Annotated in this window: 20 protein-coding genes; 4 read left to right on the top strand and 16 right to left on the bottom strand. The window is 67.6% G+C overall.

From position 1 onward, the window contains the following. Positions 1 to 66 precede the first annotated feature (66 nt). Complete coding sequence (locus J3367_RS08780; protein ID WP_024349757.1) at positions 67 to 699, top strand: hypothetical protein; 633 nt, start codon at positions 67 to 69, stop codon at positions 697 to 699. A gap of 13 nt (positions 700 to 712) precedes the next feature. Here J3367_RS08780 and J3367_RS08775 read toward each other — a convergent pair whose 3' ends face one another. Together J3367_RS08775 and ureC are read right to left on the bottom strand one after the other, a co-directional pair. After that, positions 713 to 1,120, bottom strand: a complete 408-nt coding sequence (locus tag J3367_RS08775; protein WP_024349756.1) for an MliC family protein — start codon at positions 1,118 to 1,120, stop codon at positions 713 to 715. Between the two features lie 68 nt (positions 1,121 to 1,188). Continuing rightward, on the bottom strand, positions 1,189 to 2,901 hold the full coding sequence (gene ureC / locus J3367_RS08770; protein WP_024349755.1) for an urease subunit alpha: 1,713 nt from the start codon (positions 2,899 to 2,901) through the stop codon (positions 1,189 to 1,191). Between the two features lie 188 nt (positions 2,902 to 3,089). Here ureC and J3367_RS08765 point away from each other — a divergent pair, with 188 nt between their 5' ends. Continuing rightward, complete coding sequence (locus J3367_RS08765) at positions 3,090 to 3,500, top strand: hypothetical protein (protein ID WP_024349754.1); 411 nt, start codon at positions 3,090 to 3,092, stop codon at positions 3,498 to 3,500. Positions 3,501 to 3,616: 116 nt separating this feature from the next. After that, positions 3,617 to 4,159: a hypothetical protein gene (locus J3367_RS08760; RefSeq protein ID WP_024349753.1), complete on the top strand. Its 543-nt coding sequence runs from the start codon at positions 3,617 to 3,619 to the stop codon at positions 4,157 to 4,159. A 27-nt stretch (positions 4,160 to 4,186) separates the two neighbouring features. Here J3367_RS08760 and J3367_RS08755 read toward each other — a convergent pair whose 3' ends face one another. The 5 genes from J3367_RS08755 to J3367_RS08735 form a co-directional block, all read right to left on the bottom strand. Beyond that, positions 4,187 to 4,585: a carboxymuconolactone decarboxylase family protein gene (locus J3367_RS08755; RefSeq protein ID WP_024349752.1), complete on the bottom strand. Its 399-nt coding sequence runs from the start codon at positions 4,583 to 4,585 to the stop codon at positions 4,187 to 4,189. 11 nt (positions 4,586 to 4,596) lie between these two features. After that, complete coding sequence (locus J3367_RS08750) at positions 4,597 to 5,430, bottom strand: cyclase family protein (RefSeq protein ID WP_024349751.1); 834 nt, start codon at positions 5,428 to 5,430, stop codon at positions 4,597 to 4,599. Between the two features lie 122 nt (positions 5,431 to 5,552). Next, entirely contained in the window at positions 5,553 to 5,858 is a 306-nt protein-coding gene (locus J3367_RS08745; RefSeq protein WP_024349750.1) for an urease subunit beta, read from the bottom strand. Beyond that, positions 5,855 to 5,977, bottom strand: coding sequence for a hypothetical protein (locus J3367_RS08740; protein ID WP_266102048.1), 123 nt, complete (start codon positions 5,975 to 5,977; stop codon positions 5,855 to 5,857). Before J3367_RS08740 ends, J3367_RS08745 begins: the two co-directional genes overlap by 4 nt. Positions 5,978 to 6,058: 81 nt before the next feature. Next, positions 6,059 to 6,634: a HupE/UreJ family protein gene (locus J3367_RS08735; protein WP_024349749.1), complete on the bottom strand. Its 576-nt coding sequence runs from the start codon at positions 6,632 to 6,634 to the stop codon at positions 6,059 to 6,061. Positions 6,635 to 7,028: 394 nt separating this feature from the next. Here J3367_RS08735 and J3367_RS08730 point away from each other — a divergent pair, with 394 nt between their 5' ends. Beyond that, positions 7,029 to 7,292: a hypothetical protein gene (locus J3367_RS08730; RefSeq protein WP_024349748.1), complete on the top strand. Its 264-nt coding sequence runs from the start codon at positions 7,029 to 7,031 to the stop codon at positions 7,290 to 7,292. Between the two features lie 45 nt (positions 7,293 to 7,337). Here J3367_RS08730 and J3367_RS08725 read toward each other — a convergent pair whose 3' ends face one another. The 9 genes from J3367_RS08725 to J3367_RS08685 form a co-directional block, all read right to left on the bottom strand. Beyond that, the gene (locus tag J3367_RS08725) at positions 7,338 to 7,640 is read right to left on the bottom strand and encodes an urease subunit gamma (RefSeq protein ID WP_009210852.1); all 303 of its coding nucleotides are present in this window, start codon (positions 7,638 to 7,640) and stop codon (positions 7,338 to 7,340) included. 22 nt (positions 7,641 to 7,662) lie between these two features. Further along, positions 7,663 to 8,505 (bottom strand): urease accessory protein UreD, encoded by an 843-nt coding sequence (locus J3367_RS08720; protein ID WP_024349747.1) that lies wholly within the window; start codon positions 8,503 to 8,505, stop codon positions 7,663 to 7,665. Positions 8,506 to 8,697: 192 nt separating this feature from the next. After that, complete coding sequence (locus J3367_RS08715) at positions 8,698 to 9,153, bottom strand: YbjN domain-containing protein (protein WP_024349746.1); 456 nt, start codon at positions 9,151 to 9,153, stop codon at positions 8,698 to 8,700. A 129-nt stretch (positions 9,154 to 9,282) separates the two neighbouring features. Next, entirely contained in the window at positions 9,283 to 9,978 is a 696-nt protein-coding gene (gene urtE / locus J3367_RS08710; RefSeq protein WP_024349745.1) for an urea ABC transporter ATP-binding subunit UrtE, read from the bottom strand. Positions 9,979 to 10,095: 117 nt separating this feature from the next. Continuing rightward, entirely contained in the window at positions 10,096 to 10,995 is a 900-nt protein-coding gene (gene urtD, locus J3367_RS08705) for an urea ABC transporter ATP-binding protein UrtD (protein ID WP_421460832.1), read from the bottom strand. A gap of 14 nt (positions 10,996 to 11,009) precedes the next feature. Then, complete coding sequence (gene urtC, locus J3367_RS08700; RefSeq protein ID WP_024349743.1) at positions 11,010 to 12,173, bottom strand: urea ABC transporter permease subunit UrtC; 1,164 nt, start codon at positions 12,171 to 12,173, stop codon at positions 11,010 to 11,012. Continuing rightward, on the bottom strand, positions 12,170 to 13,816 hold the full coding sequence (gene urtB, locus J3367_RS08695; protein WP_029702849.1) for an urea ABC transporter permease subunit UrtB: 1,647 nt from the start codon (positions 13,814 to 13,816) through the stop codon (positions 12,170 to 12,172). The genes urtC and urtB overlap by 4 nt, the downstream gene beginning before the upstream one ends. A gap of 93 nt (positions 13,817 to 13,909) precedes the next feature. Continuing rightward, positions 13,910 to 15,223 (bottom strand): urea ABC transporter substrate-binding protein, encoded by a 1,314-nt coding sequence (gene urtA / locus J3367_RS08690; RefSeq protein WP_024349741.1) that lies wholly within the window; start codon positions 15,221 to 15,223, stop codon positions 13,910 to 13,912. Positions 15,224 to 15,461: 238 nt separating this feature from the next. Further along, positions 15,462 to 15,668 carry a hypothetical protein gene (locus J3367_RS08685; protein ID WP_024349740.1) on the bottom strand — a complete coding sequence of 69 codons (207 nt, stop codon included), beginning with the start codon at positions 15,666 to 15,668 and terminating at the stop codon, positions 15,462 to 15,464. Positions 15,669 to 15,708 lie beyond the last annotated feature (40 nt).

The following is a 15,708-nucleotide window of genomic DNA, read 5'->3' as shown; positions in this document are numbered from 1 at the left end:
GACCAGCCCTTCGGCCGGCACAACCATGGCGCGGAATGCGTCGGCAGATGGGCAAGGGGACGCAGCATGGCTCTGCAGAACCGCGTCACCCCGCTGGGCGAGATCGTTGCCGACCGGGCCAGGGGCGATTTCATGGGCAATCGCGGCATCCTGCATGACGGCGCGCGCCGCCTCGGCGTCAGCCGCTGGAAGCACAAGGCGTGGATCGTCTGCACGCTGGCGTTCAAAAGCCGCAAGCGCGAGATCATGGCGCCGGGCCGCTACACCGAATTGTTCTTCCTCGACGAGGCGACGGCGCTTGCCGCCGGCCACCGGCCCTGCTGGGAATGTCGCCGCGTGGCCGCCCTCGCCTACCGTTCCGCCTTCGCCGAAGGCAATGGGCTGGAGAACACCCCGTCGAGCCGCGAGATCGACAGCCTTCTGCATGGCGCGCGCATCGTCACGGGCACACGCCATCAGCGCCGGGCGGAGCGCGTCGGACGCGAACTGCCCGACGGCGTCTTCGTCATCGTCGCGGGACAGCCCTGGCTCGTTCTGCACAATCGCCTCCTGCGCTGGACGCCGGCGGGCTACGATGCCGTGCGGGAGATGCCGGAGGGGCTGGTCACCGTGGCAACGCCGCTGCCGAGCGTCGCGGCGATCGCGGCCGGCTATCACCCGGCCCTGCACGCCAGTGCGGCGGCGCTGGATGGCGACTGAGCCCCCGTCCCGATCAGCGGCGCACTTCGCAGACCGTCGTCTGGCTCGGGTCGCTGCGCATCTCGCTGTAGAGGTCGCCGCGCCGTCCCTTGGTCCACCAGACCATCGCGCCGGCCGCGTATTTCGCGCCCGAGCCGGACATGACATCGACGAACAATGTCTGGCGGCCGTCTACCGGCAGGATTGCGAGCGAGTTGGACGGCAGGTTGATGTATTCGACAGCCATTTCCACCGGTTCGGCCTCCTCCGCGTCCCGGCAGAGATAGGTGACGGTGGTGCGCTCGGCCGGTCCCTCTAGATCGAGGGTCAGCGGCTCTCCGTCCTGCGCGAACGCGGGGACGGCACCAATGGCGGCCAGCGCCAGGCCGAGCGCAAGCGCCCTGATCCGTGCGGCGATCGAAACGTCATTGCGGTGCATCATGGCTCCTCCCCATTGGCCGCGGCGGGTCCGATCGTCCTCAGGTCGCCCCCGCCGTTCTTCGGGAAAGCCTAGAACAGGAAGTAGCGCTGCGCCATCGGCAGCACCGAGGCGGGCTCGCAGGTCAGCAATTCGCCGTCAGCGCGCACCTCGTAGGTTTCCGGATCGACCTCGATATGGGGCGTCGCGTCGTTGAGGCGCATCGACGCCTTGGAGATGCCACCGCGGGTGTTCTCCACCGCCAGGAACGCCTTCTCGCAGCCGATCTTTTCGCGCAGCCCGTCGGCCATCGCCGCGCCGGAGACGAAGGAGATCGCGGAATTGCTGACGGCCTTGCCGAAGGCGCCGAACATCGGCCGGTAATGCACCGGCTGCGGCGTCGGGATCGAGGCGTTGGGGTCGCCCATCGGGGCCGCCACGATGGTGCCGCCAATCAGCACCATCATCGGCTTCACGCCGAAGAAGGCCGGGTCCCACAGCACGATGTCGGCGCGCTTGCCGACCTCGATCGAGCCGATCTCCTTCGACATGCCCTGCGCGATGGCTGGGTTGATCGTGTATTTCGCGACATAGCGGCGGGCGCGCAGATTGTCGTTGTCGCCGGTCTCGCCGGCGAGCCGCCCGCGCTGCCGCTTCATCTTGTCGGCGGTCTGCCAGGTCCGCACGATCACCTCGCCGACCCGGCCCATGGCCTGGGAATCGGAGGCGATGATCGAGAAGGCGCCGAGATCGTGGAGAATGTCCTCCGCCGCGATGGTCTCCTTGCGGATGCGGCTTTCGGCGAAGGCGATGTCCTCGGGAATCGACGCGTCGAGATGGTGGCAGACCATCAGCATGTCGAGATGCTCTTCCAGCGTGTTGGTGGTGTAGGGCCGCGTCGGATTGGTCGAGGACGGGATCACGTTGGGCAGGCCGCAGACCTTGATGATGTCCGGCGCGTGGCCGCCGCCGGCGCCCTCGGTATGGAAGGCGTGGATGGTGCGGCCCTTGAAGGCGTCCACGGTGTTCTCGACGAAGCCGCTCTCGTTCAGCGTGTCGGTGTGGATCATCACCTGCACGTCGTGATCGTCGGCCACCGACAGGCAGCAATCGATGGCGGCGGGCGTCGTGCCCCAGTCCTCGTGCAGCTTCAGGGCGCAGGCGCCGCCCCGCACCATCTCCTCCAGCGCGGCCGGCAGCGAGGCGTTGCCCTTGCCCGAGAAGCCGATATTCATCGGCATGGCGTCAGTGGCCTGCAGCATGCGCGCCAGGTGCCAGGGCCCGGGGGTGCAGGTCGTCGCCAGCGTGCCGTGCGCCGGCCCGGTGCCGCCGCCCATCATGGTGGTGACGCCGGAAAACAGCGCCTCCTCGATCTGCTGCGGGCAGATGAAGTGGATGTGGCTGTCGAAGCCGCCGGCGGTGACGATCTTGCCCTCGGCGGCGATCGCCTCGGTGCCCGGGCCGATAATGATGTCGACGCCGCCCTGTGTGTCGGGATTGCCGGCCTTGCCGATGGCGCAGATGCGACCGTCGCGCAGGCCGATATCGGCCTTGTAGATGCCGGTATGATCGAGAACCAGCGCGTTGGTGATCACCGTGTCGACCGCGCCCTCGGCCCGCGAATGCTGGGACTGGCCCATGCCGTCGCGGATCACCTTGCCGCCGCCGAACTTCACCTCCTCGCCATAGGTGGTGAAGTCCTTTTCCACCTCGATGAACAGTTCGGTGTCGGCCAGGCGCACCTTGTCGCCGGTCGTCGGGCCGAACATGGCGGCATAGGAAGAGCGAGCGATCCGGGCGGGCATGGGCGATCTCCAGACGGGTCGAATTCTAAGGACGCGGCCGCTCTCGTTGCGGCGCACCATCAGCGACCATATGTCGGTCGCGAAAGCTTGTCTTCCCGGTTTTGTCGATCGGCGCGAGACTGGCCGCAATTCGGCCGCTGCGGCGCGCATGCCGGCCGTGGCCGCGCGCCCCCGATTCAGGAGCCCAGATGATCCGCCTCGCCCTCCTCGCCGCGCTGCTTCTGCCCGGCGCCGCCCTCGCCCAGGCCTATGATCCGGGGCCGATGGGCGACGTGCCGGGCTCGTCCGCGTCGGGCATGCGCATCGGCGGTTCGCCCGCAGCACCGGGCGGTCCCCGCATTCGCGGCGCCGACGTCTTCGGCGACACGGTCACCGAGCGGGCCTACGGCAAGAATTTCGACGACAGTTATCTGAAGCCGAAGGTGCCCCGCAGCCGCGCTGCCCAGCCGAGCACCGCAGAACGCGCGGTCGAAGGCCGGTCGGACCTCAACGGCATCAATGCCGGCAGCTTCGCGCGGCAGGGCCCCGGTGCCGCCGGCGGCAGCGCGGTGACCCGCGGCCGTTCGGTCGGCTCCCACCGCGCCATCATCCGGCGGTAGGCTGCGCGGCGCTGCCCGCGTTCGGGAACCGGTCGGAAGCGCGCGGAGTTGGTGATCAGAGGCAGCGGGCCGCCGACACCCACCGACCCGCGCCGTGAAACCGGAAGGCAGAGGCCATGCGCAGATCCCTCACCCCCCTGATCGCAATTGCGGCGGTGCTGACCGCGGCTCCCGCACTGGCCCAGCTCTCCGGCGGCGTCGGCGGCTCTTCAGGTGCCGGGGGCTCGTCCGGCATCGGCGGATCGGCGGGCAGCGGTGTCGTCACCGGCTCCGGCGCCAGCGGCATCGGCAGCACGGGCGGCGTCGGATCGGGGTCCAGCCTGTCGGATACGGGCGCATCGCCCACCCTCACCGACCCGATTGCACCGGGCGCAAGTTCCGGCAGCACCGGTCTCGGCGCCAACACCACCGAGGGGCTGGCGAGCGAGGGTTCGTCGACGATCAACAGCCTCAATGCCGAAGGGCTGGCACGCTCCGAGGATGGCGCCGGCACCTCGTCGGTCACCAGTTTCGGCACCAGCGACACGATCGGCACGCCCGGCGCCGGGTCCGACCGCGCCTACCGGATTACCAAGCCGACCGTCGCCGTCGATCTGGGCTCCATTCGTCGCGGCCTGTCGAACGCTCCGAGCGCCATTCCCAAGGCCAATGGCGACTGAGCCACGCCTCGTCTCCTGAGAAGGCGATCAGAACTCGAAGGCGTCGTCCACGGGCACCTGCAGCGCCTGCGCCAGCTGATTGGTCCTGGCGGCAAGGCCGACGACGGCCAGCAACTCGCCATATTGCGCATCGGTCATCCCCTTCGCACGCGCCGCGGCCGTGTGGGAATGGACGCAATAGCTGCAGCCATTGGTGGTCGAAACGGCGATATAGAGCATCTCCCGGGTCAGCGGATCGAGCGCGCCCGGTGCCCCCATCACCGCCTTCACCTCCTCCCATGTCCGCTTCAGCGTCGCCGGATCGGCGGCCAGCACGCGCCAGAAATTGTTGACGAAGTCCGAGCCGCGGGTCGCGCGGATGTCGTCGAAGACGGCGCGCACCTCGGGGCTGGCCTGTGCATCCGAAACCAGCGGTGCCGTTGCCATGGCCTGTCCCCTCAGGTGAGTGCGAAGACGCGGGCCGGACCGCCCGAGCCGCCGCGATGCTTCGGCGCGCCGACGATCAGCGTCGCCCCCGTCGCCGGCATGTCGTCGAGCCCGGCGATGCACTCCAGCCCCCAGCGGCCTTCCGGCAGCCAGGCGTAATGCACGGCGAAGTCCGGCGACATGCCGAAGTCGAGCGACAGCGTGTCGACGGCGATGCCGACCGCCGAGCCCTCCAGCAGCATCTGCACCGCCTCCACATGGAAGCCGGGGAAATGCATCGTGCCGTCCTGGTCGGCATTGCGGAACTTGTCGGTGTCCAGATGCCGGGCCCAGCCGGAATTCATCGCCACGCAGCAATTTTCCGGCATGTCGCCATGGGCCGCGATCCAGGCCTTCAGATCGTCGGGCGTGACCTGCGCGTCCGCGTCCTTCTCCGCCTTCTCGCGGATGTCGACCACGACCAGCGGCGCCATCAGCTTGTCGACGGGGATCTCCGCCACCGACTGGCCGTCGGCGGAGAAATGCAGCGGCGCGTCGACATGGGTGCCGGTGTGCTCGTTCACCCGCAGCTCGAACAGGTTGAACTTGTGCTCGGCGTAGGAGAATTTCCGCTCCATGAAGAATTGCTGGTCGCCGAAGAAGGTCGGGAACTCCGGATAGAGCTCATGGGTCAGGTCGGCGATGGAATTGGCCGGCATCGCGGCGGCTGCCGCGGGCCTGGCGACGTCCTGCGCAAAGGCCGGGCTGGCGATCCCCGCCGCGGCCGCGGCGAGCCCGCCGCCCAAGAGCCCACGCCGGCTCAGCATCCGGCTTTTCACGCTGTCGATCACGCAATGGTCGCACATTCGCCTGTCCCCCTTTTCCAGCACGCACCAAGCCGCGCCTGTGCCATCTGCCAGGCTTGCAGCCATCGTCCTCACGGCCGGGAATCAGGGGTGGCGCCTCAGCGGCGCCGGCGTCGCGCCGGTCAGAGCGCGCCCATCACCTTGCCGTTGAAGCCATAGACCTTGCGCGCGCCGCCGAGCGGCACAAGCGTGACCTCGCGGGTCTGGCCGGGCTCGAAGCGCACGGCGGTACCGGCGGCCAGATCCAGCCGCATGCCGCGCGCGGCGTCGCGATCGAAGGTGAGTGCGGGATTGGTCTCGGCGAAATGGAAATGGCTGCCGACCTGGACCGGCCGGTCGCCCGTATTGCCGACCATCAGCGTGATCGGCTCGGCGCCGTCATTGAGGACGATATCGCCGTCGGGGGTGAGGATTTCGCCGGGGATCATGATCCATTCCTCCAGAGCTTGCGAATGGCGATGATCGCCAGAACCACCAGCAGCACGGGGCCGATCGCCATCAGGTCGTATTCGCCGACAGGCTGCGGCGCCCGGATGAACTCAGGCACGCCGTTGCTCTTCTCTCAGGCGCGCCCGTCTCCGGGCGAGCCCTGTCTTCTGCGGGCCAGGGCCCGGATGCGTCACGCGGCTCAGGCCGCGATCATGTAGAGGCCGGCGAGCGCCGAGGCCGCGCCGAGCGCGCGGACGATCAGCGGCTGGCGGCCGGCGGTCAGCGAATGGCCGAGCGCCAGGCCGACACCATGCAGCGCGGCCGTCGCCACCACGAAACCGAGGCCGAAGGAGAAAGCGCCGGCCGAGCCGAGCTCGGCGCCATGGGCCGAACCATGGAACAGGGCGAAGGCGCCGACGGCTGCGGCCGCGGCCGGAACCGGCAGGCGGACAGCGGCGGCGACCAAAAGGCCGAGGGCGACGACCGACGCCATGACCACCGGCTCGACGAAGGGCAGCGACAGACCGTTCAGGGCCAGCACGAAGCCGGCGCCCATGGCGCCGACGAAAGCAGCGGGAACGGCAAAGCGCGCACGGCCGCCGAGCGTTGCAGCCCACAGGCCCACGGCCACCATGACCAGGACGTGGTCCCAGCCGAGCAGCGGATGCGACGCGCCGGCGGCCAGCGAGCCATGCGCAACCGGATCGAGATGGGCGAAGGCGGGCACTGTTGCGGCGGCCAGGGTTGCGGCGGCAATGGCGAAGCGTGTGAGCATGCGGATGTCCCTCAGATTGGTCGACGGGCGCCCCGATATGGGTCGCGTCCAGCCCGCCGTCGGCACCGCCCAAAAGGGGCACCCGGCACGGCGGGTTCGGGCGCGATCATGGAAGCCGGCCGACCCGGTGTCAAAGGCTTTCTGGCGCTGATCTCGCAGATGCGAAGAGCGGCGGGACGGCCTGTAGGATTTCGGAAAGCCTACCGACAACGATGGTTGCGCCGGCAAGAACTCATGAAACTTTCGCGGGTTATGTCTCGGCTCCGCGTTAACGGCTTTGGGCAAAAAGAGCTGGCGCGCGGAACGAAACGTCGCATAATGACGTTGCGGAAGAAGGCAAAGGTCCGGCATCGAACGATCGGACCGCGCAACCGCACAACAGGTTGGAGTTCACATGCTGAGGTCGCTTCTGATCGCGGCGTTTCTCGGTCTGCTCCTCGGTCCCGTCGGACCGGCGCAGCCCCTGATGGTCCGCACTGTCACCATCGGTCCCGTCACCGGTCCCGCCTATTATTCCGTCATCGAACAGGGGTTCCGATTCGTCGGAGACGCGCCCGTCGCTGTCGCAGCCGACGAGCCGGACATCACCGTGTCCTCCCTCGAACCCGCCGCGAAGGCGGACACACTGGCCGAGGCCCCGGCAACGGAACGGCGATAGGCAACGCGTCCGGTAGCGCAGGCCCCAGGCCGCAGATCGCCCGGATCAGCGGATCGGTTCGTGCACCGTCACCAGCTTGGTGCCGTCGGGAAAGGTCGCCTCGACCTGGACGTCGTGGATCATCTCGGCAATCCCCTCCATCACCTGGTCACGCGTGATCACATGGGCGCCGGCCTCCATCAGGTCGGCGACGCTGCGGCCGTCGCGCGCACCTTCCACCACATAATCGGTGATCAGCGCGATCGCCTCGGGATGGTTCAGCTTCACGCCGCGTTCCAGCCGGCGGCGCGCCACCATGGCGGCCATCGAGACGAGCAGCTTGTCCTTTTCGCGCGGGGTCAGTTGCATGCCGGGTTCCTTCGCAGATGCGTCATAGCGACCATACAAGCGGCAACGGCCCGTCCGCCAGACCCGAAAGCACCGGCACGAGCCGCTGGCGCAGATGAAAGCCGGACGCGGCCCGGATGCGGGCGACGAGAAGACCACCAACGAGACTGGCGCCGCCGTCTTCGCCGATCGCAGCGCGCAGCCCGTCGAGGCGGGCCTCGGCGTCGGGCAGATGAGCCACCACCGTCGCCAGCGCGCGGTTCGGGCCGAGCGAGGCGGGCTCCGCCATCGCCGCGGCGATGTCACCGGACAGCTGCAGGTCGTCGGCAAAGACCAGCCGGCCGCCGAGCCGCACCCGCCAGCGATCGTGGAAATGGCCCGCGGTCACGCTCTCGCCCATGAGCTCGCGGCCGAGGATCAGCGATTCGCACAGGAGAAAGCGCGCATCCGGCGCGGCCTCGACCTCGAGCGTGCGTCGCACCCGGCCGCCATCGAAGAGGATCGTTTCCTGCGGCAACCAGGCGAGCCGTGCCTTCGCTTCCAGCGTAGCGCGCGTCGTCACATGGGCAGTATCGCCGCCGGAGGCGCGGTAGATGCGTTCACAGGCCTGGGTGGTGACGGTGAGATCGGCCCCGGCCGCCACGGTGAAATCCTGCGCCAGCCGGTCGCCGCCGGTTAGGCCGCCCGAACTGTTGATGAGGATCGCCTCGGCCTGCTGGCGCGGCAGCCGCGGAAACCGCAGCTTGAGGCAGCCGGACTGGTGCAACCGCTGCAGGCGGGTTCGCTTGTCGACGACGCGGAACTGCGCCGACGCCGACCCTTCCGAGCGCTGCATGCGGCGCGGAACCGGCTGGTCCGTCACCGGCAGGTCGCGCACCGCGCTCATGCGGGCAGGCCGGCGCGGACGCGCGGCAAAGCGGCTTGATCCGACGGGGCGCCGGCTGCGTCTCTCATGATGATCTGTCCGAGGGGATGCGTGGAGATGGCGCGAGGCTCGCAGGTCCCGGCATGAACGGCAAGAGTGCGACCGGGCGCGAATTCCAGCCCCACGGCTGGCCACCGGAAGCCGCGAGTGGCCCTAAAGCTTGAGGATGCCCGACTTGAACTCTCTCAGGGACAGACGCCACCAGTCGAAGGTATCCTCGAGATTGCCGCGGGTGACTCCGTGGCGCAGATTGACGTCCATCTCCAGCACCGGATCGTTCTCGGCGTCGATATAAGCCTTGGCAAAGCGCTTGTCCCGGTTCCAGCCGTTGATGACGGCCTGATCGACAGGGACGCCGTCCCAGGAGGCATAGAACTGAAGGCTCTGGCACTCGCTCCTGTCGGAATTGCAGTCGTTGAAGAAGATCACGTAGAGCGTGCCATCGATGCGCCCCCGGACATATTCGGTCTCGTCCTTTTCCAAGGTCCCGGAGCCGAAGCCGCGGGCGATGTCGACGATCTGATCGATCTCGCCAGGCTTGACCAGCGTTTGCGCCTGACTGGCACCGGCAAGGCAAAGGCAGGCAAGAAGCGTCGCGATGAAGCGCACTGGGTATCCTCCCAAAAGCGGAGCGCACCACGTGCCGCAGATCGAGGAACATCGGCCGCGACCGTGTCATCCTTTCTAACATGCCGTTCGGGAAGACTGAAGCGAGGGCAATCATCGCGGAGATCGGAGTCACACCGTCAGATGCCGGCGCACCTCGGGATCGTCGAGACCCTCGGCGGGACCGTCGAAGACGATCTCGCCGCGATCCATGATGTAGACCTGATCGGCGAGCTCGCGGCAGAAATCCAGATATTGCTCGACCAGCAGGATGGCGAGACCGGACTGGTCCTTCAGATAGCGGATGGCCCGGCCGATATCCTTGATGATCGAGGGCTGGATGCCCTCGGTCGGCTCGTCGAGGACGAGAAGCTGCGGCCGTGTCACCAGCGCCCGGCCGATCGCCAGCTGCTGCTGCTGGCCGCCGGACAGGTCACCGCCACGCCGGCCGAGCATGTCGGCGAGCACAGGGAAGAGCTCGAAGACATGGTCGGGGATGGTCCGGTCGGCACCCTTCAGCGGCGCGAAGCCGGTCTGGAGATTCTCCTTCACCGTCAAAAGCGGGAAGATCTCGCGGCCCTGGGGCACGAAGCCGATGCCGCGTCGGGCCCGCGTATAGGGCGCCTCGCGGCCGAGATTGTCGCCGTCGAGGGCGATCTGGCCGGCGCGGATCGGCTGCTGGCCGACGATGGCGCGCAGCAGCGAGGTCTTCCCGACGCCGTTGCGGCCGAGGACGCAGGTGATCTCGCCCTTCCTGGCATTCAGCGACACGCCGCGCAGCGCCTGCGCCGCACCGTAATAGAGATCGACGTTCGAAACGGTCAGCATGGGGCGTTCGGCGCTCCTGCAGGGAATGTTGGATGGGCCGCGCGCGAACCGGCAAAGCGGCGCGTTCCGCCCTCCCCGGACCGCATCGTGGCCAGGTCTCGGCTCGTGTGGTGCATCTCAGCGGCCAAGATACACCTCGACGACGCGCGGATCGGCGGAGACATGGTCGAGCGTACCTTCGGACAGCACCGAGCCCTCGTGGAGGCAGGTGACCTTGACGTCGAGGGCGCGGACGAAATGCATGTCGTGTTCGACGACGACCACCGACCGGGTGCGGGCGATCTCGCGCAGGAGCCGCGCCGTCTCCTTGGTCTCGGCGTCGGTCATGCCGGCCACCGGTTCGTCCACCAGCAGGAGTTCGGGATCCTGCGCCAGCAGCATGCCGATCTCCAGCCACTGCTTCTGGCCATGGCTGAGATCGGCCGCCAGCGTGCCCGCTTTGGTGGTCAGGCGCGTCGTCTCCAGAATGTCGGCGACCGTCTGGCGCTCGCCCGCACTGTCGCGGTGCAGCAGCGCGGCGAAGATCGAGCGCGAGCCGGCCATCGACATGCGGATGTTGTCGGCCACCGTGTGGCTCTCGAAGACGGTCGGCTTCTGGAATTTTCGGCCGATGCCCATATTGGCAATCGCGGCCTCGTCCTGCTTGGTCAGGTCGACATCGCCGGCGAAATAGACCTCGCCCTCGTCGGGCCGGGTCTTGCCAGTGATGATGTCCATCATGGTGGTCTTGCCGGCGCCGTTCGGGCCGATGATCGCCCGCATCTCGCCCTTCTGGATGACCAGCGAGAGATTGTTGATCGCCTTGAAGCCGTCGAAGCTCTTGGTGACGCCGTCGAGATAGAGCAGCGTGTCGCGCCGCGCCTGCCCGAGGGCTTCGCGCTCGGCCAGCAGGGCGGCACGCTGGGTGGCATAGGGGTGCGGCGAGACGATCGGCGGCGCCGGTGCGGCGTCCGTATCGCCGGCGGGCGCGGCCGGCCCGCCTGCCGTGGCCATGGTCTTGTCGGGGGCGTCGGTCATCTGGTCCATCATGGTCATTCCGCCGGCCCCGGCGCCGGCACGGGCGTCTTGTCGACCGCCTCGCCCTTTTCGCGGTCGGCATCGCCGCGCCGGGCACGCCAGGCGTTCCAGCCATGGTCGATGGTGCCGACGATGCCGCGGGGCAGGAACAGGGTGACGAAGACGAACAGGCTGCCGAGGACGAAGAGCCAGAATTCCGGCGCGATGGCGGTGAAGGTGCTCTTGCCGAAATTCACCAGCAGCGCCCCGATGACCGGGCCGATCAGCGTGCCGCGGCCGCCGACCGCCGCCCAGACGACGATCTCGATCGAATTGACCGGGGCGAACTCGCCGGGATTGATGATACCGACCTGCGGCACGTAGAGGGCGCCGGCAATGCCGGCCATCACCGCCGAGACGGTGAAGGCGAAGAGCTTCACATGTTCGGGCCGCCAGCCGATGAAGCGGGTGCGGCTTTCGGCGTCGCGCACGGCGACCATCAGCTTGCCGAGCCGCGAGCGGGTGATCCAGCCGACGATGACCACGGCCACCGCCAGCGCGATGCAGCTGGCGGCAAAGAGGCCGGCGCGGGTGGTGTCGGCCTGCAGCGAGAAGCCGAGCAGCTCCTTGAAGTCGGTCAGGCCGTTATTTCCGCCGAACCCCATGTCGTTGCGAAAGAAGGCCAGCAGCAGCGCATAGGTCATCGCCTGGGTGATGATCGACAGATAGACGCCGGTGACGCGGCTGCGGAAGGCGAAATAGCCGAAGACGAAGGCGAGGATGCCGGGGGCCAGCACGACCATCAGCGCGGCGAACCAGAACTGGTCGAAGCCGTACCAGTACCAGGGCAGTTCCTGCCAGTTCAGGAACACCATGAAGTCCGGCAGCACCGGGTCGCCATAGACCCCGCGCGAACCGATCTGGCGCATCAGATACATGCCCATGGCGTAGCCGCCGAGGGCGAAGAAGGCGCCGTGGCCGAGCGACAGGATGCCGACATAGCCCCAGACCAGATCGAGGGCGAGCGCCAAGAGCGCGTAGCAGACATATTTGCCGAAGAGCGGCACCGCATAGGACGGCACATGCAGCGGATGGCCCGCCGGCAGCCAGAGATTGGCCAGCGGCACGAGGATTGCCGCCGCCAGGATCACAGCGACGAGGATGAAGATGCGGGGACCGAGGAAGCGCGCGAGAATCATGCGTCGACGAACCTCCCCTTCTGGGCGAACAGGCCGCGCGGTCGTTTCTGGATGAAGAGGATGATCAGGACGAGCACGATGATCTTGCCGAGGACGGCGCCGGCATAGGGTTCGAGGAACTTGTTGAGCACGCCGAGGCTCATCGCCCCGACCAGCGTGCCCCACAGATTGCCGACCCCGCCGAACACCACGACCATGAAGCTGTCGATGATGTAGCCCTGGCCGAGGCTCGGCGAGACATTGTCGATCTGGCTGAGCGCGACACCGGCGACACCGGCTATGCCCGAGCCGAGTGCGAAGGTCATGGCATCGACCCAGGGGGTACGGATGCCCATGGCCGAGGCCATCTTGCGGTTCTGGGTGACGGCGCGCATCTGCAGGCCGAGCGGTGTGCGGTTGAGGACGGCGAGCAAGGCCAGGAAGACGACCAGCGCGAAGACGATGATCCACAGCCGGTTCCAGGTGATCGACATCAACCCGACATCGAAGGCGCCGGACATCCAGTCGGGATTGCCGACCTCGCGATTGGTCGGGCCGAAGACGGTGCGCACCGCCTGCTGCAGGATCAGCGAGACGCCGAAGGTCGCCAGCAGCGTTTCCAGCGGCCGGCCGTAGAGAAAGCGGATCAGGCCGCGCTCCATGACGAGACCGACGAAGCCGGAGACGAGGAAGGCCAGCGGCAGGGCGATGGTCAGCGACCAGGGAAACAGCCAGGGCGCCGAACCGCGGATCGCCTCCTGCACCACGAAGGTCGTGTAGGCGCCCAGCATGACCATCTCGCCATGGGCCATGTTGATGACGCCCATCACACCGAAGGTGATGGCCAGCCCGATGGCCGCGAGCAGCAGCACCGAGCCGAGCGACAGGCCGTACCAGACATTCTGCATCTGGTTCCAGAAGGCGATGTTGGCCTCGATGCCGGCGATGGATTCGCGCGCCGCCTCGCGGGCCACCGGATCGTCGGTGGCATCGGCGAAGATGCGCAGCATGTTCAGCGCCTCGCGGTCGCCGCGCGTCTGCAGCGCCTTGGCGGCCTCGGCCTTCTCGGCGGCCGGACGGTCGGAGGCGAGGATCGCGGCAGCGCGCGCCTCTTCCAGCCGGGCCAGGACGCCGGCGTCGGTCTCGGCGGCAATCGCCGCTTCCAGCGGGGCAATCATCTCGGGGTCGGCGTCGGAAAACACAGTGCTGGCGGCCCGCAGCCGCTGGGCCGGATCGGCGGCGCGCAGGGTCAGGGTGCCGAGGGCGGCGGTGACCGCGTTGCGGATCGAATTCTTGATGCGGACCTTGGTGACGTCCGCCTTGGCGACTATACCGGCAGCCTCGCCGGTGATCGGATCGGTGAGGACCATCTCGTCGCCGCGCGCCGCGCCGACGAAGACGGCCTCGTCGCTCTTGCGCCAGTAGAGGTCGCCGTCACGCAGGGCCTTGAGGGCGGGCGCCAGGGCGGCATCGCCGCTGGCCGCCGCTTCCGCGATCACCGCCTCGGTTTCGCTGAAGCTCTGCTTGCCGCCGAATTTCTGGACGATCGTGGCCGGGTCGGCGCCCTGGGCCCATGCAGGCTGCGCCGCCAGAAGTCCCGCCGCCAGCAGGAGACCCGCGACCAGCATGAGACCGGTCCGGCATCGCTCGAAGAACTGTTGCATCACATCCCACCTGAGGGCCGCTGGGGACGGGGACGGTCGCCTGGGACCGCCCCCGTCGGGTTCGTCTTGGGAGGACGAAGCTGTCGGACCCGCTTACTTGGCTTCCGCCGAAGCACCGCCGCAGGTCTCGGTCTCGGTGTTGTAGTTCCCGCAATTGATCGGGTCGGTCCAGTCGGCGGTCAGCTTCTTGGATTCCGGCAGGAAGTCGGACCAGGCGTCGCCCGGCACCAGTTCCTCGGTCTCCGAGACGATGTCGAACTGGCCCTCGTCGTTGATCTCGCCGATCAGCACGGGCTTGGTGATGTGGTGGTTGGCCAGCATGGTTGACATGCCGCCGGTGAGGTTCGGCACCTCGACGCCCGGCAGGGCGGCGATGACCGCGTCGGCCTCGGTCGTGCCAGCGGCCTCGACCGCCTTCACCCACATGTTGAAGCCGATATAGTGGGCTTCCATCGGGTCATTGGTGACGCGCTTGTCGTCACCGATGAAGGTCTTCCACTTCTCGATGAACTCGGCATTCTCGGGCGTATCGACCGACTGGAAATAGTTCCAGGCGGCGAGATGGCCGACCAGCGGGCCGGTGTCGATGCCGGCCAGTTCTTCCTCGCCGACGGAGAAGGCGACGACCGGAATGTCGGTCGCGGCGATGCCCTGGTTGGCGAGCTCCTTGTAGAACGGCACGTTGGCGTCGCCGTTCACGGTCGAGACAACGGCGGTCTTCTTGCCGGTCGAACCGAATTCCTTGATGGCCGACACCTCGGTCTGCCAGTCGGAGAAGCCGAAGGGCGTGTAGTTGACCTTGATGTCCTCGGCGGCGACGCCCTTGTCCTTGAGATACTGCTCGAGGATCTTGTTGGTGGTGCGCGGATAGACGTAGTCGGTGCCTTCCAGCACCCAGCGCTCGACGCCTTCCTCCATCAGATAGTCGACGGCGGGGATTGCCTGCTGGTTGGGCGCGGCACCGGTGTAGAAGATGTTGCGCGAGGATTCCTCACCCTCGTACTGGACCGGGTAGAAGACGACCGTGTTGAGCTCTTCGGCCACCGGCAGGATCGACTTGCGCGACACCGAGGTCCAGCAACAGAACACCGCCGCGACGTCCTGGGCCGAGACGAGGTCGCGCATCTTCTCGGCGAAGAGCGGCCAGTCGGAGGCCGGATCGACCACGACACCTTCGAGCGGACGCCCGAGCAGACCGCCCTTGGCGTTCTGCTCCTCGATGAGCATCAGCATGGCGTCCTTCAGGGTGGTCTCGGAAATCGCCATCGTGCCCGACAGCGAATGCAGGATGCCGACCTTGATCGGATCGCCGGACGGCGCGTCCTGCGCCACGGCACCGGTCAGTGCGACGCCGCTCATCGCGGTCGCGGCGACGGCGCCACGAAGCCAATTGATAGGTGATGTCATTCACGCTCTCCAGTTGACAGGTCCCGCTCTCAGCGACGGGCTCCGGTCACACAGGGAGCAATCCCCGTGCCAGACTGGCGATGCGCGAAGGACTGGCGGGGAACGCGGCCATCCGGCGGGTGAAGCCACCGGTTGCGCGACTACCCTGACCCTGGGTCAGATCAAATCTGCCTGTATTTTGTTCAATGCCTAGTTTTTCACCGCAGTGAGCAGCGCGGCAGCAGACGGTGCTGTCCGCTCAGATCGCTTCCTTGCGATCTTCCGGCCAGTGGCACTTCCAGCTCTTGATCGTCCATTGCGGATGATCGCCGGCCCAGGCCGCGACATAGGGCGTCGACAGCATCATGCATTGCGCCAGCGAGCCGCGGCTCTGGTAGGTCAGCCGCTCTTCCCGGCAGTTCGACGGGTCGCTCACCATGCAGACGGTCAAAATCAGGTCAATCATCGTCTCGGCCGTTTCCTTCCTGGGGGATCAGACGGTGCCC

This window comes from Aurantimonas sp. NFXS3 (genome assembly GCF_049132005.1).
Classification (GTDB): Bacteria; Pseudomonadota; Alphaproteobacteria; order Rhizobiales; family Rhizobiaceae; genus Aurantimonas; species Aurantimonas coralicida.
Note: the sequence above shows the minus strand (reverse complement) of the source record. Positions and strands in the feature narration are given on the sequence as shown.